The following is a 16422-nucleotide window of genomic DNA, read 5'->3' as shown; positions in this document are numbered from 1 at the left end:
CGCCGGGCGCGGACTACGCTCAGAGCGCACCCCGTGGAGCAGGCCCCTCCGCATCGACCTCCGTACGGTGGCGGCCCGCCCCGGCGCAGCGCGTTCAGGCCTTCTTCGACTCCGCGTAGTTCACGAGGAACAGCGCCTCGGCCACCGACAGCCGCTCCAGCTCCTCCGGCGAGACGCTCTCGTTGACCGCGTGGATCTGCGCCTCAGGCTCGCTCAGACCGATCAGCAGGATCTCGGCCTCCGGGTACAGGTTCTGCAGGGTGTTGCACAGCGGAATCGATCCGCCCATGCCCGCCGCCTGCATCTCCTGGCCCGGGTACGCCGCCCGCAGCGCCTCGGCCATCGACGCGTACGCCGGGCTCGCCGTGTCCGCCTGGAACGCCTGGCCGGAGCCGACCTGCTCCACCTGCACCCGCGCGTTCCACGGCGTACGGGCCTCCAGGTGGGCCATCAGCAGCTTGTTCGCGACGGTGGTGTCCATGCCCGGCGGCACCCGCAGGCTGATCAGCGCACGGGCGCTCGCGTGCACCGACGGCGTGGCGCCGACGACCGGCGGGCAGTCGATGCCCAGCACCGTCACCGCGGGCCGCGCCCACAGCCGGTCGGAGACCGAGCCGTCACCGATCAGGTCCACGCCGTCCAGCACCTTCGCGTCGGAGCGGAAGTCGCCCTCCGGGTACTGCAGGCCCTCCCAGACGCCCGCCGCGTCCAGCCCGTCCACCGTGGTCGATCCGTCCTCGGCGCGCAGCGAGTCCAGTACGCGGATCAGCGCGGCCAGCGCGTCCGGCGCGGCACCGCCGAACATGCCGGAGTGCAGGTTGCCCTCCAGCGTGTCCACCTGCACGCGCACCAGCGTCATGCCGCGCAGCGTGGCCGTCACGGTCGGCAGACCCAGACGGAAGTTGCCCGCGTCGCCGATCACGATGGCGTCCGAGGCCAGCAGCTCCGGGTGCGCCTCGGCGTACATCTGCAGGCCGCCGGTGCCCTGCTCCTCGGAACCCTCGACGATCACCTTCACACCCACCGGCACACCGCCGTTGGCCTTCAGCGCGCGCAGCGCGAGCAGGTGCATGATGAACCCGCCCTTGCAGTCCGCGGCACCGCGGCCGTACCAGCGGCCGTCGCGCTCGGTCAGCTCGAAGGCCGGCGAGATCCAGGCCGCGTCGTCCAGCGGCGGCTGCACGTCGTAGTGCGCGTACAGCAGCACCGTCGGCGCGCCCTGGGGCCCGGGCAGGTGGCCGTACACCGACTGCGTGCCGTCCGGGGTGTCCAGCAGCGCGACGTCCTCGAAGCCCTCGGCGCGCAGCGCGTCCGCGACCCAGTTCGCGGCGCCCTCGCTCTCGCTCTTCGGGAACTGCGCCCAGTCCGCCACCGACTGGAACCTCACCAGTTCCGCCAGCTCCTGCTGCGCGCGCGGCATCAGGGAAGCGACGGTCTCGGCGATCGGATGGGACGGCATGGGCACGCTCCTCGTGGGTGCGACGTTGTAGTTCGTGTGTGCCGGATGGGCACAGCCGATCTTCCCACAGAGGGGCTCGGACCAGCCCCGCCGTAGGATTCCCTCGGCACCGGAGCAACCTCAGGGATCGGGAGCAGCAACACATCGTGAGCAGCGAGCACGGGGACAACGGCGGCGCGGAGCACGTGGACGCGGAGGGTTCGGGCGCGGGAGGTCCGGGAGCGGAGGCCCCGGGTACGGGGGGACCGGGCGCGGAGCGCCCCGGCGCCGGGGACGGGAACGAGGGCGTGCGCGGGGACGCGTACGGGGATGCGTCCGCGGACGCGGCCAAGGCGGGCGCCGGGGACGCGGGCCCGGCCGAGGAGATCACCCCGGACGCGGGTGCGCCGGAGACGGTCCGCGAGGTCTGGGACGTGGTGGTCGTCGGGGCCGGCCCGGCAGGCGCCTCGGCCGCGCACGCCGCGGCGGTGGCGGGACGGCGCGTTCTCCTGCTGGAGAAGGCGGAGCTGCCGCGCTACAAGACCTGCGGCGGAGGCATCATCGGGCCGTCGCGCGACGCGCTGCCGCCCGGCTTCGTCCTGCCGTTCAAGGACCGCATCAACGCGGTGACCTTCTCGCTGAACGGGAAGCTCACCCGTACCCGCCGCTCCCGGCACATGCTCTTCGGACTGGTGAACAGGCCCGAGTTCGACGCCGGCCTGGTGGCCGCCGCCGAGAAGGCCGGCGCCCAGGTGCGCACCGGGTGCGCGGTGGCCCGGGTCGAGCAGCACGGTCCCGACGTACCGGACCGCCGCACCGTCGCCGTGCACCTCGCCGACGGCGAGATCGTGCTGGCCCGGTCGGTGGTCGGCGCGGACGGCAGCGCCAGCCGGATCGGCGCCCACGTGGGCGTCAAGACCGTGCAGGTGGACCTGGGTCTGGAGGCGGAGATCCCGGTGCCGCCGACGGTGGCGGAGGACTGGAAGGGCCGGGTGCTGATCGACTGGGGTCCGCTGCCCGGCAGTTACGGCTGGGTCTTCCCCAAGGGCGACACCCTCACGGTCGGCGTGATCTCCGCGCGGGGCGACGGTGCCGCCACCAAGCAGTACCTGGAGGACTTCGTCGCCCGGCTGGGGCTCGCGGGCTTCGAGCCCGAGATCTCGTCCGGGCACCTGACGCGGTGCCGTGCGGACGACTCCCCGCTCTCGCGCGGGCGGGTGCTGGTGGCCGGTGACGCGGCGGGCCTGCTGGAGCCCTGGACGCGCGAGGGCATCTCCTTCGCGCTGCGCTCGGGCCGGCTGGCGGGGGAGTGGGCGGTACGGATCGCGGAGTCGCAGGACGCCGTGGACGCCCGCCGCCAGGCGCTCAACTACGCCTTCGCCGTCAAGGCCGGGCTCGGCGTCGAGATGGCGGTGGGGCGGCGGATGCTGGCCGTCTTCGAGTCGCGGCCGGGGCTGCTGCACGCGGCCATCACCGGCTTCCGGCCCGCGTGGCGGGCGTTCGCGCGGATCACCCGCGGCTCGACGTCGCTGGGCGAGATGGTCCGTACGTACCCGCTGGCGCGGAGGGCGCTGCACGCGCTGGACCGCCGGCAGCAGGAGCAGCAGGAGCAGCGGGAGAAGCAGGGGCAGCGGGAGGAGTAGGACCGGCGGTCAGTCCGACACCGTGATGCGGAAGACGGGGTGGTCGCCGGCGGCCGCGAGGAGCTCCTCGTCGGTGGATCCGGCGGTCACCCCCTGGAAGAACCGGTCGACCTCCCAGCCCCAGCGCTTGAGGTAGCTGCGGAGCACCTCGGGGCGCTCGGCCGGCGGGACCTCGACGGCCGTGAAGGGGCGGACCCTGCGGCCGACCCGCAGTTCGCCGCCGCCCGCGGCCCGCATGTTGCGCACCCACTGCGAGTGGCCGCGGGCGGAGACGAGGTACTTGACGCCGTCGTGGGTGTGGGGGTTCACGGGGATGCGCTGGGGCTTGCCCGAGACCCGGCCGCGGACGCTGAGCTCGGCGGTGCCGGCCAGGCTGAGGCCGAGCCGGGCGAGCCTGCCGATCAGGCGGTTGAGCCGGGCCTCCATACCCTGGGCGGGAACGTAGTACGGCTTCGGCTGAGCGCTCATCGGGGCCTCCCTGGCCATTTGGAGAGCGGTGCTCTCGCTTGAGATCAGTGTGCACGCCCTCATGCGCCATTGCAAGAGCACTGCTCTCAAAAGTGAGCGGCGGTCTGATCGGTGAACGCCGCACGTGTCGTTGAGCACCGCTCTCGCCCATGGCAGACTGGCCGTATGAGCACAGCGCGAGGGGTCAGGGAACGGGCCCGCATCGAACTCACCGCCGCCATCAAGGACGAGGCGCGCAGACAGCTCGCGGCCGAAGGCGCCGCGAAACTCTCCCTGCGCGCCGTCGCCCGCGAACTGGGCATGGTCTCGTCGGCCCTGTACCGGTACTTCCCCAGCCGCGACGACCTGCTCACGGCACTGATCGTCGACGCGTACGACGCCGTGGGCGCCGCCGCCGAGGCCGCGGCCGCCGGCTCGGCCGGGGCGGACCCGGTGGAGCGCTGGACCCGGGTCTGCGCCGCGGTGCGCGACTGGGCGCTGGCGCACCCGCACGAGTACGCCCTGATCTACGGCTCGCCCGTACCCGGCTACGAGGCGCCCCAGGACACCGTCGCCCCCGCCTCCCGCGTGGGCAACGCGATGATCGGCATCCTGAGGGACGCCCACGCCACCCGGGGCCTGGCCCTGCCCCCGCTGCCCGCGCCCCTGCGCCACGAGGCCGACCGGATGACCGCCGACTTCGCCGAGGGCCTGCCCCCGGAGGTCGTCGCCGCGCTGGTGGCGGCCTGGGCCCAGCTCGTGGGCCTGGTCTCCTTCGAACTCTTCGGCCAGTTCAACCGCGTGGTGGAGGACCGGGACGCCTTCTTCGCCCACGCGGTCCGCCGCCTGGCGGACTCGGTGGGCCTGCTCCCCGCACCGGGCGCCTGACGGTCGGGGGTACGACCGGGTGCACGGGGGCGTGAGCCTCACGTGGCATTCCGTTCAGAAGCCCTAGCGTGGCTCCATGACGAGGAATCAGTGCGTGGGGCGGCGGACGGCCGTGGTGCTCTGTGTGACGGTGGCGCTGATGGGGCCGGGAGACCTGGCAGGTGCGTCCGCCGGGCCGTCCCCGCGGTCCGAGGGCCTCGTGTACGTCGCCGACCTCAACTCGGACACGGTGTCGGTCGTCGACCCCGGCACCGGCACGGTCGTGGACAGCGTTCCCGTCGGCGACGGACCGGACAGCGCGGCCGTCAGCCCGGACGGCACCCGCCTCTACGTCACCAACTCCGCGGCGGACACCGTCTCGGTGATCGACACCCGCACCAGGACGGTCATCGCCACCATCCCCGTCGGGGACGAACCGAGCAGGGTGACGGTTTCGCCCGACAACCGGAGGGTCTACGTCGCCAACGTGGCGTCGGACGACGTGTCCGTGATCAGCACCCGCACCCGCGCCGTGACGGACACCATCGAGGTGGGGGACGCCCCGCTGGGCGTGGCCGTGACACCCGACGGCTGCACCTTGTACGTGGCCAACGCGGCCTCCGGCACCGTCTCGGTGGTCCGGACCGCCACCGCAGCGGTCACCGGCAGCATCCCCGTCGGCAGCGGACCGACCGCCCTGGTGCTCGCCCCCGACGGCCGTCGCCTGTACGTCTCCAACCTGAACTCGGACGACGTGTCGGTGGTCGACCTGCACCACGGCACGGAATCGGACCGCATCCCGGTCGGCAACCAGCCGGCGGGAATCGGAGTGCGACCGGACGGCCGCCAGGTGTACGTCGCCAACATCGGGTCCGACACGGTTTCCGTGATCAGCGCCCGCACCCGTGCGGTGACGGACACCGTCGCCGTCGGAGACGGCCCCAACGGCCTCGCCGTCGGTCCTGGCGGCCACCTGGTCCACGTCAGCAACTTCAACGCGGACACGCTGTCGGTCATCGACACCGCGACGGCCGCCGTCACGGACACGGTGACCGTGGGCGACGGGCCGACCGGCGTGGCAGCGGCGGCGCAGGCGCACGCCCCGGGACGCCCGGCGTGATCGTCGGCCACCGAAGGTGCCCCTCCCGGCCCGCCGGAGCGGCGAGTCCGGTGGGGACCGCCCGCGAGACGTCGTAACCCTGGGCGGGGAGCCATCGGGCGGGCCGCCCGCACGGCCCGTCGTCCCGAGCGCACCGAGGGGCGATGCGCGTCACTCACACCCGGCTGCCGGCTCCCGCCCGCCAGCTGCCGGCCGCCGGATGTCAGCCGTCCGCCGCAGCGCCGTCCGAGGCCGCCTCCGTCCCGCGCCGCCCGAACCGCCACAGGACGTGCGTGATCCGCAGGACGGCGACGGTCGTGGCCAGGACTCCGCCCGCGCGCGGGAGGGCGTGTTCCGCCCATGGCGGCAGGGTGAAGAAGAGGGCGGGGCCCGCCACCGCGCCGAAGACCAGCGCGGCGGCGAAGACACCGCTGAAGAGGGCGTAGCCGATCTCGACCGTGATCGCGTCCCGGTCCGCCTGCGTCCGCCGCCGCCCCTGCCCCTGCCCCGGCCCCGTTGCCGCACCGCCCGCCGTGCACCGGTCCGGCCCCCGGCCCGGCCGCCGCCCCGGGGTCCCTCTCGGCCCGCGTCCGGGAACCCCCTCCGGTCCCGGCCCCGCCGCTCCCTGATGCTCCATGCGGTCCAGTGTCGCAGCCGGCCGTCAGATGACGGCCGTCTCCACCCACAGGCGCGCCAGCGACGCGTCGCCGGTCACCACGGCCTCCTCCAGCGGCAGCCGGTTCCACAGGGCCGGGTACAACCACTCGGCGGGCGCGGCGAGTTCGCAGTCCGCCGGGCCCTCGTCCGTACGCGTGACCGCCAGCGGGCCGGCCGACACCGTGGCCGTCCACACCGCGCCGGTGTCCGTGGCCCGGACCCGCAGCACCCGGGGCGCCCCCTCCGTCCGCACGCGCGACCACGGCCGTACGTGGAAGCGCGTCAGCAGCTCGTCCACCCCGTCCTCGGCCAGCGCGGCCCCGGCCGGCGAGAGCGCCTCGCCCAGCGCCGACTCCGCGTCCATGCGGTGGATCGCGGTCTCGTGCGCCTGCCGCCGAGCCCAGAACGCCAGCGGCGCGTCGCCCTCCAGGAAGGCCCAGCACTCCAGGTCCGCGGGGGCCGCGGACAGGACGTCCACCAGCCGTGCGTGACCCTCGCGGAACCACGCGATCAGCTCCGCGCCCGACAGCTCCGGGGCCTCCTCCGTCCGCAGCGGCTGCCGCACCGGCTCGGACACGATCCGCGCCGCCCACCGGTGCACGGCCCCCGTGTGCCGCAGCAGGTCGGCGACCCGCCACTCCGGGCAGGTGGGGACGGGGGCGCCGGTGCCGGCCCGCTCGGCGGCGTCGGCCATCGAACGCCCGTCCCGTTCAAGGTGCTTGATGTGCTCAGCGATCTCCATGCGGCCGAGTCTGCCATCCCCGCGTCAGCCGGGCGCCAGCCCGGTCGTGCGCAGCGTCACGTTGAGCCGCCCGCCGGCCATCCCGGTCACCGCCGGGTCGCCCGTGCCCGGCAGCACCCGCACCACCCCGTGGTACGCGAAGCGCGAGGGCCCGCCGAAGACGAACAGGTCGCCCGAGGCCAGCTCGACGTCCGTGTACGGGCGTCCGCGCCCCTCCGGACTGCCGAACCGGAACACGCACGTGTCGCCCACGCTCAGCGAGACCACCGGCGCCGAGGACCGCTCGTCCTTGTCCTGGTGCATGCCCATCCGGGCGGTCCCGTCGTAGAAGTTCACCAGCGCCGTGTCCGGGTCGTAGCCGTCCCCGGCCGCCGGGTCCTCGTACGCGTCCCGCAGCGCCTCGCGCCCCAGCTCCGCCAGCCAGCCGGGGAAGGCGGCCACCCGCGCGCCGTTCACGTCGTCCGCCGTGCGGGAGTAGCGGTACGGGAGCCAGTGCCAGCCCACGCAGACCGTACGGACCGACATGACCCCGCCCCCGGGCAGCCGGGTGTGCCGCATCGGGACCGGGCCGCGGGCCCACTCCCGGCACGCGGCGACCAGCTCCCGCTGCCGCTCCTCGTCCAGCCAGCCCGGCACGTGGACCGCGCCCGGGGCGAGCGTCAGCCGCGGCCGGGGAAACAGCGCCGACATCCAGCCACACCTCCACCCACGACGGTAGTACGGGCCGCCGGCGACGGGAGCGGGTGCGGACCCGGTCCGTGGATCATGCGAGGATCGGCGTCATGAACGGCGAAGCGGACGGGCGGCGAGCGGGAGACGTGTCCACGCGTACCAAGCTGGAGAGGGGACGCGGCGCCCTGGGGCCCGCCCTGGAGCTCGTCCACACCGGGCGCGCCCCCACGCGGGCCGTGCTCACCGCGGAGCTGGGGGTCACCCGGGCCACCGCGGGCGCCGTCGCCGCCGAGCTGGAGGCCCTCGGCCTGATCCGCGTCGACTCCCGGCCCGGCGTCGCCGGCGGCTCCCAGGGCCGCCCCTCGCACCGGCTGTCCGTGGACGAGCACGGCCCCGTGGCCCTCGCCGCCCAGGTCCACCCCGACGGCTTCCGCGCCGCCCTGGTCGGGCTCGGCGGCCGCATCGTCGACACCGCGCCCGGCTGCATCACGGTCTCCGAGGACCCGGCCCAGGTGCTGGGCGCGGTCGTGGACGCGGGCGCCGCGCTGCTGGCCAAGAGCGGCCGCCGCTGCGTCGGCGCGGGCCTGGCCGTACCCTCCGCCGTCGCCGAGCCCGAAGGCACGGCCCTCAACCCGCTGCACCTGGCCTGGCAGGCCGGCGCCCCGGTGCGGGAGATCTTCACCCGGTGCGTCCGGGCCGCCGGCATCGAGGGCCCGGTCCTCACCGGCAACGACGTCAACCTCGCCGCCCTCGCCGAGCACCGGCACGGCGCCGGGCGCAGCGCCCAGCACCTGCTGTGCGTGGCCACCGGACACCGCGGCGTCGGCGGTGCCCTGGTCCTCGACGGCCGCCTGCACTCGGGCAGTTCCGGCCTGGCGCTGGAGGTCGGCCACCTGACCGTGAACCCCGAGGGCCGGGCCTGCCACTGCGGAGGGCGCGGCTGCCTGGACGTGGAGGCCGATCCGCTGGCCTTCCTCACGGCGGCCGGCCGGACCCCCGGCCCGGAGGTCTCGCTGCTCCAGCAGGCCAGGGAGCTGCTCCGGGACGAGTACGCCGACCCGGCCGTGCGGAACGCCACCGAAGAGCTGATCGACCGCCTGGGCCTGGGCCTCGCCGGGCTGGTCAACATCCTCAACCCGGACCGCATCATCCTGGGCGGACTGCACCGGGAGCTGCTGAACGCGGACCCGGAACGGCTGCGCGCGGTGGTCGCCGACCGCAGCCTGTGGGGCCGCAGCGGCGGCGTGCCGATCCTGCCGTGCACCCTGGACCACAACAGCCTGGTCGGCGCCGCCGAACTGGCCTGGCAGCCGGTCCTCGACGACCCGCTGGGCACCCTGGGCGCGCCCGTCTAGACGAACGCCCCCGGCGTCCCCTACCCGCCCACGGTCACCGGCTCGGCCGGCACCGGCAGCGCCGCGGGCGCGGTGGTCCGCACCGGCGGGTCCACCACCAGCGGGACGCCCAGGGGCACCGGGCGCAGGATGCGGACCGGCCGCAGCGGTACGGGGGCCTGCTCGGCGGCGGGGAGGATGAACCAGACCACCTTGCCGGAGCGGCCGTCGGCCGCCTCGTCCAGCGGCCGGGCGCCCCAGCTCTCGCTGACCGCCTCCACCAGCGCCAGCCCGCGTCCGCAGGTCTCCAGCGGGTCGGCGGCGCGCACCACCGGGAGGCGGGGGTCGCCGTCGTGCACGGAGACGGTCAGCCGCTCGAAGCGGAGCTCGATCTCGACGGTGCACGTCTTGTCCGGCTCGGCGTGCCGGTGGACGTTGCTCAGCAGTTCCGTGACGCCGAGCGCGGCACGGTCTATCAACGGGTCCAGCTGCCAGTAGCGCAGTTGCGCAGAAACGATTCTGCGCACCTGGCCGATGCGTGCCGGCAGAGCCTGTAGCTCCACCGTGCAGTGCCTGCTTCGATGACTGATCACGGCTGCGACTCCCCGAAATGAGGTCCGGAAGAAGACGGCGATGCGATCCAGCACGTGCTGACGGCCCAGTGGGTCCGGCGCGCGGCGCGGGCAGTACGCCCGTACCGCGTTGTCACCGAGAGTGCACCCTGAGTGACACCCGTCCAGCGTCACCCACCCCCGCCGTCCCCGCAACTCGCGGCGGCCGCGGTGCGACGCCGGCCCACCGGCGGTACGGTCAGCCGCGGGTGGCCCTGGCCCGGCGCACGGCCTCGACGAACCGGCCCGCGGGCATCCGCAGCCGGTACCGCCTGCCGTTGACGCGCGCCACCGCGTCGCCCCGCCCCGGCAGCCACGAGCGCGCGGCGCTCACGGCGCCGAGCGGCGCGCTGTCGATCTCGCGGTCCCGGCTGGTCAGCAGGTGCAGCCTGCCGTCGCGGATGAGCACCTTGCCGGCCCGCGTCAGGGCGCGCGGCCACCGCTCGATCCGCACGCCGGTCGCGGTGAACTCGGGTTCTCCCATGGTCGGTCTCCCCCTTCGACACAGGCAGTCTGCCCCCGTCCGGGCTCCGGCACCAGGGGGCGGGCAGTCCTCTTCCGAAGCCCGTCCGGCCGTACTCAAAGCGATCCCGATGGATCCCCAAAGTAAGCGTTTGCGCAGGTGGGAGAGGTACATTGCGAAGCAGGGGGACCGAACAAACGGAGGAGCAGGGCACATGAGTACGACCGGACAGTCCGGGGTCAGCACCCCGCTCGCGACCGTGGACGTGGACCGGAGCGACGCCGACTACCGGGCGTGGCTGAAGGAGGCCGTCCGCAAGGTCCAGGCCGACGCGAACCGCTCCGCCGACACCCACCTGCTGCGCTTCCCGCTGCCCGAGGAGTGGGGGATCGACCTGTACCTGAAGGACGAGTCGACCCACCCGACCGGCTCGCTCAAGCACCGGCTGGCCCGATCCCTCTTCCTGTACGCCCTGTGCAACGGCTGGATCCGGCCGGGCCGTCCGGTCATCGAGGCCTCCAGCGGCTCGACCGCCGTCTCCGAGGCGTACTTCGCCAAGCTGATCGGGGTGCCGTTCATCGCGGTGATGCCCCGCACGACCAGCCCGGAGAAGTGCCGGCTGATCGAGTTCCACGGCGGCCGGTGCCACTTCGTCGACGACCCGATGAAGATGTACGACGAGTCCGCCTCGCTGGCCGCGGAGACCGGCGGCCACTACATGGACCAGTTCACGTACGCCGAGCGGGCCACCGACTGGCGCGGCAACAACAACATCGCCGAGTCGATGTTCCAGCAACTCCGCCTGGAGCGCTTCCCGGAGCCGGCCTGGATCGTCGCGACCGCGGGCACCGGCGGCACCTCGGCGACCATCGCCCGGTACGTGCACTACATGCAGTACGACACCCGCATCTGCGTGCCGGACCCGGAGAACTCCTGTTTCTTCGACGGCTGGACCAGCAACGACCCCCTCGCGCACAGCGACTGCGGCTCCCGGATCGAGGGCATCGGCCGGCCGCGCATGGAGCCGAGCTTCGTGCCGGGCGCGATCGACCGGATGATGAAGGTGCCGGACGCCGCGAGCGTGGCCGCCTGCCGCGCCCTGGAGCAGGCCATCGGCCGCAAGGCCGGCGGCTCCACGGGCACCGGCCTGTGGAGCGCGCTGCGGATCGTCTCGGAGATGGTGGCGGAGGGGCGCCGGGGCAGCGTGGTGACGCTGCTGTGCGACCCGGGCGACCGCTATCTGGACAAGTACTACTCGGACGCCTGGGTGGCCGGTCAGGGCCTGGACCTCGCGCCGTACGCGAAGACCATCGACACGCTGCTGACGACGGGCGTCTGGCGCGAACCGACCGCCTGAGGGGCGGCCCACCCCTCAGGCCGGCTCCGGCCGCCCCAGGAGGCGGCGCACCTCGGGGAGCAGGACGTCCGGTTCGCAGGGGTGTGACAGGTACGCGGCGGCACCGGCCTCCAGGGCCAGCCGCCGGCCGCGGGTGCCGGGCCGCGGGGTGATCACCAGTACCGGCGGCGGGGCGGACCGGGCCGAGCGGACGGCCGCGACCCCGGACCAGTCCTCGGGGTCCTCGTCGGAGGGAACCCACACCACCAGCGCGATGTCCTCGGGCCGGCCGAGGGTCTCGAGTGCCTCCGCCTCGTGGACCGCCCACAGGATGCCCAGGCCGAGCGGCGTGAGGGCTTGGATCAGCCTGACCCCCAGGCTGATCCCGGGGCTGATGAACAGCACCGTCTCCCTGGCCGGCCGGTCGGCCCCCGCGGAATGCGCCGGCCCGCCGGTACGGGTCTCGGCCCCCGGCACGGCCACCGGCCCGCCCGCGACCAGCGGCAGGTAGAGGGTGAACACCGAGCCCCGGCCCTTCTCGCTGGCCGCGTGGATCTCGCCGCCCATCAGCCGGGCGATCTCCCGGCTGACCGTCAGCCCGAGCCCGGAACCGGACGGCGCGTGGGCCGGGCCGGGCGACCCGTGCTGGAAGGCCTCGAACACCAGCTGGAGCCGGCCGTCCGGGATGCCCACCCCGGTGTCGGTGACCGTGAAGGCGATCAGCTCCGCGCGCCCGTCCCAGCCCTCCTCCAGCAGCCGCTCCCGCACCGGACGCGGCACCCCGGTCCCGGCCGCCGTCACGTCCAGCCGCACCGATCCCTGCTCCGTGAACCGTATGGCGTTGGTCAGCAGGCTGCGCAGGATCTGCAGCAGCCGCCGCTCGTCGGCCCGCAGGGTGTCCGGCAGGCCGGGGGCGATCCGGACGGCGAACTCCAGCCCGGCGGCCCGGGCGGCCGGCAGGTAGAGCGCTTCGAGGTGGTCGGCGACCTGGACCAGCGGCACCGGACCGGGGACGATCTCCAGCTGGCCGGTTTCGGCGTGGGAGAAGTCGAGGATGTCGTTGAGCAGGTTCAGCAGCCCGGTGCCGGCGGTGTGGATCTCGCGCGCGTAGCCGACCTGGCGGTCGGTGAGGGTCTCCTCCGGGTTGTCCTCCAACAGCCGCGCGTACATGAGGAGGGACGACAGGGGGCTGCGCAACTCGTGCGACATCGTGGTCAGGAACTCGCTCTTGTCGCGGATCGAGACGGCCAGCAGCTCCAGGTGCTCCTCCAGCATCGCGGACCGCTCCCGCAACTGCTCGGTCATCTCCTGGGACTTGGTCAGCTCGACCTCGGTGCGCTGCTGCATGAGGATGGCGGTGGCGCTGCGGTCGACGAACTCGGTCACGGCGGCCGGGACGTCCGGTCCCCGCTCGCCCAGCCAGCGCATGGCCTCCTGGACGCGGGTGGCGGAGAGCAGGTCGCCGTCGGCGGCGCGCTCCTCCATCACGGCGAGCCACTGCTGGAAGTCGGCGTCCTCGTCGACCCATTCGGCCAGCCTGCCCCACTCGCGGATCAGGGCCTCGTGGGCGATCTCGGCGGTGTCGGGGCCGGTGGTGCCGAGGACCACGAGCCGGCGGTCGGGCTCGGCGAGCAGCTGGGCGATGTGCCAGTCGCGGTCGAGCTGTTCACGCAGGGCCGTCACCCGCACCGCGCTGCTGGCCCCGCCGCGGGCCCGGACCATCGCGAGCAGCACCCGGCGGATCCGGGCCTCCTCGACGCGTCCGGCGAGGAACCGGAAGGCCTTCTCCGCATGCCGGTTGAGGGCGCCGGAGACACCGCCGAGGGCGTGGTAGCCGTCGAAGGTGATCCGCCGGTCCTGCTGCATCGGCCACAGCTCGGTCAGCGCGAACTCCAGCAGCGGCAGGCTGCCCGGGGACTTGGTGGCCTCGGCCGCGATGGCCTCGGCGACGCCGGGGCTGTAGGTGACGCCCGCCAGCTCGGCCGGTTCCACGACGACCCGGGTGAGTGCGCTGCCGTCGAGCGGCGAGACGTTCAGCTGCCGGTCCTGGAGGCGAGGTCCCACGGCGGGCAGCTCCAGCAGGTCGGGCAGGAAGTCGGCGCGCAGGGTGCACACCAGCCGTACGGGGGAGTCCTCCAGCGCTTCCGGGTGGGGGAGCATGCGTTCCAGGAAGGCGGCGCGGCGCTCGGGTCCGCTGCCGCTGAGCACCTCCTCGAACTGGTCGCCGATCAGGGCCAGCCGACGGCCCGTCAGCACGGCGATGCGGGTGGCGACCGGCCAGAAGCCCTCTTCCTTGAGGGTGCGGGTGCGGCGGTCGAGCCGCTCCAGCGAGTGGTCGCCGCCGGGGTCCTCGAGTTCGAGGAGGGCGCGGGCGACGGCCTCGTACGGCGCCGGGCCCGGCCGGAAGGCCGCCACGGTCCAGCCGTCGGCGGCCAGGGCGGGCTGTAGGCCGGCCGCGACCAGCGATGACTTGCCGACCCCGGAAGGGCCGGTGACCAGGATGAACGGCTGGCTCTTGACCATCTCGCGCAGCCGCTCGACCTCCCGCTCGCGGCCGACGAACACCCCGTCGCGGGCGTCGGCCGCGGTGAAGGCCTGGAGCCCGCGGTACGGGCAGGGCGGCAGCACGCTGCGTTCCAGCACCTCGGGCCAGACCGCGGCGACCTCGGACACCGGCACGGCGTACGCGTCCTCGAACTCGCCGCCGCGGCCGGCGACGGCCAGCATCCCGATGACCGCGTCGCCCCACCGGTCCGCGGTGATCGCGGGGGAGCCGCTGTAGCCGGGCTGGGCGCGCAGCGCCGACTCGCCGGAGGTGTCGAGCTGTACGAGGCCCCCGCCGACGGCACCGCGGAGCACGTGCCGGCTCCACGCGCCGTTGACCGTGCGGGGCGGGTTGCCGGGGTAGCCGAAGACGGCGACCGGCGCGCCGTCCAGGCCGCCGCGGGCGTCGACCAGCCGGGCCGGGCCCGCGCCGACGGGCAGCGTGTCCCCGCCGACCAGCACCAGCCCGGCCACGTCGCGGCCGGGCCCGTGCTCGCCGGGCGGCGGGTCCCAGGCGGCGATCCGGCAGTTGCGCAGCGGCGCGCCCTCGGCGTCGCCGAGCAGTACGAACTCGACCTGCACCCGGGCCTCTTCGGCGGGACGGGCCGGGTGCGCCCCGGCACGGTCCAGCGCCACGTTGACGACGTGGGCGCAGGTGACGATGTGCTTCTCGCCCACGACGAAGCCGACGCCGACGGCGGCGCCGGTGGCGCCGTGGCGCACCTTGACGATGAAGCCCTCGCGACGGGCGGCCACGCCGCTCAGACGCACTTCCCGCCGCACCGGACGGGGGAACCCCCGCCCGGACACCGGTCCGCCGCGCTGCCCCGGCCCGGCCGGCCCACGGCTCCCGTTCCGCCACGGGTCATCGTTGCGAGCTGTCCCACCAACACGCCCCCACGCCCCCGGGACCGCGTACGGCCCCCCTCGCACCTGACACCGGACATCCTGCGGCAGCCGAGGCCCGACGCGCAGGCATATGAGCCGAGTTGCCGCACGACGGGGGAGGGGCCGGGCCCGCTCGCGGTCGTCCGCGCGCCGCCCGGCCCCACGCCCGGGGGCGTTCCGGATGTTCGCAGGACGGGACCCCCGGTGGGCTGCGAGGATGCAGGAATGGAGCAGGTACTGAGCCGACGGGAAGCATCCGAGGCGGTGCACGACCAGGGCTGGCGTTTCCTGTTGGGTGCCTTGCGGACGTCGGTCCCGGTCGGCTCGCTGGCCCGGGCCGTCGGCGTGGCGGCGCAGGCCGTCGCGGTGTGCGGCGGCGACGCCGACCGGCACCTCCGGGTCGATGCCCGCCCCGCTCGGGTGGTGCTGACGCTGCAGTCGTCCGACCGTGCGGCGGTCACCACCCGGGACGTCGAACTCGCGCGCCGGATCACCGCCGCCGTCAACGAGGGTGGGCTGGTGACGGAGCCCGAGACGGGAACGGGGGCTCCGCGGTCCGTCCAACTCCTGGAGATCGCGATCGACGCGCTCGACATCGCCGGGATCCGGCCGTTCTGGAAGGCGGTGCTGGGTTACGCCGACGAGGCGGGCGCCGAGGGACCGGAGGACCCGCTCGTCGACCCCGTCGGGCAGGGCCCGGCGGTCTGGTTCCAGCAGATGGACCGGGCGCGTCCACAGCGCAACCGCATCCACTTCGACGTCTGCGTACCGCATGACGAGGCCCCCCTGCGGATCGAGGCCGGGCTGGCGGCAGGGGGCCGACTGGTGTCCGCGGCCCGTGCCCCCGCGTTCTGGGTGCTCGCCGACGCGGAGGGGAACGAGGCCTGCGTGACCACGTGGCAGGGCCGGGACGGCTGAGGTGCGCTCCGGACGCCGCCCCTGAACCGTGCCCCGGCACCGCGCCGGCCGGGGCGCGTCCGGGCCGGTCTTCGGCGGCGCCGCGGCCGGGCCGGGGGCGAGGGCAGGCGGCCCGGAGCGGGGGCGGTTACGGCGTCGGGGTCGTCGTGAGGTGGCGGTCAAGGGTGCGGACGGCGTCGCGGAAGCTGCGGCCGAGGCCCGGCCGGGCGGCGGTGAGGGCGAGGCGGAACGGGGACGGGCCGGCCGCGGCGAAGGTCCACCGGACCCGGGTGCCCGCGCCCTCCGGAGCCAGCCGCCATTCCTCCAGCAGCGCGTGCACACCGGGGACGTTCGTCTCGTCCACCCGGTAGGCGTACCGGAGTTCGGGGTCGGCGGCCATGATCGTCTCCTGGAAGCGGACGCCGCCCATCAGACGGACCTCCCGGCCCGCGCCGCCGTGCGTCGGCCGGGCCAGCGTCACCGCCCGGAACCAGCGGGGCCAGCCCGTCACGTCCTCGGCCAGTGCGCGGTACACCGCCTCGGGCGGTGCGGCCGTACCGGCGGAGAAGACCAGCCGCACCGGCGCTGTCTCGATGAAGTCGACCCCGACGGGCCGCAGTCGGCGTGCCATGAGTCCTACACCCCCGGGATAGAGAAACGGTTCGCCCGCACCCTAGCTGTCGGAGCGTCAGATGTCTGCGCGCCCCCTGAACCGGGCATCACCGGACCGGACCGGGATCCTGGTCCCCCACCCCGGGACCGCCCCCGGAACGCCCCGGAACGC

The 16422-nt window shown here is 74.6% G+C and carries 15 protein-coding genes; 6 read left to right on the top strand and 9 right to left on the bottom strand.

The features are described 5' to 3' along the window. Nucleotides 1-94: 94 nt before the first annotated feature. Complete coding sequence (locus ACIQUQ_RS15530) at nucleotides 95-1459, bottom strand: dipeptidase (protein ID WP_403975738.1); 1365 nt, start codon at nucleotides 1457-1459, stop codon at nucleotides 95-97. A gap of 365 nt (nucleotides 1460-1824) precedes the next feature. Here ACIQUQ_RS15530 and ACIQUQ_RS15525 point away from each other — a divergent pair, with 365 nt between their 5' ends. Continuing rightward, nucleotides 1825-3081 carry a geranylgeranyl reductase family protein gene (locus ACIQUQ_RS15525; protein WP_403976263.1) on the top strand — a complete coding sequence of 419 codons (1257 nt, stop codon included), beginning with the start codon at nucleotides 1825-1827 and terminating at the stop codon, nucleotides 3079-3081. 9 nt (nucleotides 3082-3090) lie between these two features. Here ACIQUQ_RS15525 and ACIQUQ_RS15520 read toward each other — a convergent pair whose 3' ends face one another. Continuing rightward, nucleotides 3091-3549, bottom strand: a complete 459-nt coding sequence (locus tag ACIQUQ_RS15520; RefSeq protein ID WP_403975735.1) for a nitroreductase family deazaflavin-dependent oxidoreductase — start codon at nucleotides 3547-3549, stop codon at nucleotides 3091-3093. Between the two features lie 165 nt (nucleotides 3550-3714). Here ACIQUQ_RS15520 and ACIQUQ_RS15515 point away from each other — a divergent pair, with 165 nt between their 5' ends. Beyond that, nucleotides 3715-4416 carry a TetR/AcrR family transcriptional regulator gene (locus ACIQUQ_RS15515; RefSeq protein ID WP_403975733.1) on the top strand — a complete coding sequence of 234 codons (702 nt, stop codon included), beginning with the start codon at nucleotides 3715-3717 and terminating at the stop codon, nucleotides 4414-4416. A gap of 76 nt (nucleotides 4417-4492) precedes the next feature. Beyond that, nucleotides 4493-5515 carry a beta-propeller fold lactonase family protein gene (locus tag ACIQUQ_RS15510; RefSeq protein WP_403975731.1) on the top strand — a complete coding sequence of 341 codons (1023 nt, stop codon included), beginning with the start codon at nucleotides 4493-4495 and terminating at the stop codon, nucleotides 5513-5515. Nucleotides 5516-5717: 202 nt separating this feature from the next. Here ACIQUQ_RS15510 and ACIQUQ_RS15505 read toward each other — a convergent pair whose 3' ends face one another. From ACIQUQ_RS15505 to ACIQUQ_RS15495, 3 genes are read right to left on the bottom strand one after another with little or no spacing between them, the layout of a single operon-like run. Then, on the bottom strand, nucleotides 5718-6131 hold the full coding sequence (locus ACIQUQ_RS15505; RefSeq protein WP_403975729.1) for a DUF6332 family protein: 414 nt from the start codon (nucleotides 6129-6131) through the stop codon (nucleotides 5718-5720). Nucleotides 6132-6155: 24 nt separating this feature from the next. Next, complete coding sequence (locus ACIQUQ_RS15500; RefSeq protein WP_403975726.1) at nucleotides 6156-6893, bottom strand: maleylpyruvate isomerase family mycothiol-dependent enzyme; 738 nt, start codon at nucleotides 6891-6893, stop codon at nucleotides 6156-6158. Between the two features lie 24 nt (nucleotides 6894-6917). After that, a complete protein-coding gene (locus ACIQUQ_RS15495) occupies nucleotides 6918-7583 on the bottom strand; it encodes an alpha-ketoglutarate-dependent dioxygenase AlkB family protein (protein WP_403975724.1) in 666 nt (221 codons plus the stop codon). A 92-nt stretch (nucleotides 7584-7675) separates the two neighbouring features. Here ACIQUQ_RS15495 and ACIQUQ_RS15490 point away from each other — a divergent pair, with 92 nt between their 5' ends. Beyond that, nucleotides 7676-8920 (top strand): ROK family protein, encoded by a 1245-nt coding sequence (locus tag ACIQUQ_RS15490; protein WP_403975722.1) that lies wholly within the window; start codon nucleotides 7676-7678, stop codon nucleotides 8918-8920. 20 nt (nucleotides 8921-8940) lie between these two features. Here ACIQUQ_RS15490 and ACIQUQ_RS15485 read toward each other — a convergent pair whose 3' ends face one another. Together ACIQUQ_RS15485 and ACIQUQ_RS15480 are read right to left on the bottom strand one after the other, a co-directional pair. Next, complete coding sequence (locus tag ACIQUQ_RS15485; RefSeq protein ID WP_403975719.1) at nucleotides 8941-9492, bottom strand: ATP-binding protein; 552 nt, start codon at nucleotides 9490-9492, stop codon at nucleotides 8941-8943. 217 nt (nucleotides 9493-9709) lie between these two features. After that, nucleotides 9710-9994, bottom strand: coding sequence for a hypothetical protein (locus tag ACIQUQ_RS15480; protein WP_403975717.1), 285 nt, complete (start codon nucleotides 9992-9994; stop codon nucleotides 9710-9712). A 193-nt stretch (nucleotides 9995-10187) separates the two neighbouring features. On the opposite strand from ACIQUQ_RS15480, the gene ACIQUQ_RS15475 reads away from it, so the two are divergent. Continuing rightward, complete coding sequence (locus ACIQUQ_RS15475; RefSeq protein ID WP_403975715.1) at nucleotides 10188-11330, top strand: PLP-dependent cysteine synthase family protein; 1143 nt, start codon at nucleotides 10188-10190, stop codon at nucleotides 11328-11330. A 15-nt stretch (nucleotides 11331-11345) separates the two neighbouring features. Here ACIQUQ_RS15475 and ACIQUQ_RS15470 read toward each other — a convergent pair whose 3' ends face one another. Further along, on the bottom strand, nucleotides 11346-14609 hold the full coding sequence (locus ACIQUQ_RS15470; RefSeq protein ID WP_403975713.1) for an ATP-binding protein: 3264 nt from the start codon (nucleotides 14607-14609) through the stop codon (nucleotides 11346-11348). Nucleotides 14610-14966: 357 nt separating this feature from the next. Between ACIQUQ_RS15470 and ACIQUQ_RS15465 the strand changes: the two genes are divergently transcribed. Further along, nucleotides 14967-15659, top strand: a complete 693-nt coding sequence (locus ACIQUQ_RS15465; RefSeq protein ID WP_403975711.1) for a VOC family protein — start codon at nucleotides 14967-14969, stop codon at nucleotides 15657-15659. 127 nt (nucleotides 15660-15786) lie between these two features. On the opposite strand, the gene ACIQUQ_RS15460 is transcribed toward ACIQUQ_RS15465, so the two are convergent. Further along, a complete protein-coding gene (locus tag ACIQUQ_RS15460) occupies nucleotides 15787-16269 on the bottom strand; it encodes an SRPBCC family protein (protein ID WP_403975708.1) in 483 nt (160 codons plus the stop codon). Between the last annotated feature and the right edge of the window lie 153 nt (nucleotides 16270-16422).

It is taken from the genome of Streptomyces sp. NPDC101118 (assembly GCF_044759445.1).
In the GTDB taxonomy this organism is placed as follows: domain Bacteria; phylum Actinomycetota; class Actinomycetes; order Streptomycetales; family Streptomycetaceae; genus Streptomyces.
The sequence above is the reverse complement of the archived record's forward strand: the minus strand, read 5'-3'. Positions and strand labels throughout refer to the sequence as shown.

Bases quoted from the DNA above. Each gene is read 5' to 3' on its own strand.
- ACIQUQ_RS15460 (WP_403975708.1), bottom strand. From the start codon at position 16,269: ATGGCACGCCGACTGCGGCCCGTCGGGGTCGACTTCATCGAGACAGCG.
- ACIQUQ_RS15505 (WP_403975729.1), bottom strand. From the start codon at position 6,131: ATGGAGCATCAGGGAGCGGCGGGGCCGGGACCGGAGGGGGTTCCCGGA.
- ACIQUQ_RS15480 (WP_403975717.1), bottom strand. From the start codon at position 9,994: ATGGGAGAACCCGAGTTCACCGCGACCGGCGTGCGGATCGAGCGGTGG.
- ACIQUQ_RS15500 (WP_403975726.1), bottom strand. From the start codon at position 6,893: ATGGAGATCGCTGAGCACATCAAGCACCTTGAACGGGACGGGCGTTCG.
- ACIQUQ_RS15530 (WP_403975738.1), bottom strand. From the start codon at position 1,459: ATGCCGTCCCATCCGATCGCCGAGACCGTCGCTTCCCTGATGCCGCGC.
- ACIQUQ_RS15475 (WP_403975715.1), top strand. From the start codon at position 10,188: ATGAGTACGACCGGACAGTCCGGGGTCAGCACCCCGCTCGCGACCGTG.
- ACIQUQ_RS15465 (WP_403975711.1), top strand. From the start codon at position 14,967: ATGGAGCAGGTACTGAGCCGACGGGAAGCATCCGAGGCGGTGCACGAC.
- ACIQUQ_RS15515 (WP_403975733.1), top strand. From the start codon at position 3,715: ATGAGCACAGCGCGAGGGGTCAGGGAACGGGCCCGCATCGAACTCACC.
- ACIQUQ_RS15495 (WP_403975724.1), bottom strand. From the start codon at position 7,583: ATGTCGGCGCTGTTTCCCCGGCCGCGGCTGACGCTCGCCCCGGGCGCG.
- ACIQUQ_RS15510 (WP_403975731.1), top strand. From the start codon at position 4,493: ATGACGAGGAATCAGTGCGTGGGGCGGCGGACGGCCGTGGTGCTCTGT.
- ACIQUQ_RS15490 (WP_403975722.1), top strand. From the start codon at position 7,676: ATGAACGGCGAAGCGGACGGGCGGCGAGCGGGAGACGTGTCCACGCGT.
- ACIQUQ_RS15520 (WP_403975735.1), bottom strand. From the start codon at position 3,549: ATGAGCGCTCAGCCGAAGCCGTACTACGTTCCCGCCCAGGGTATGGAG.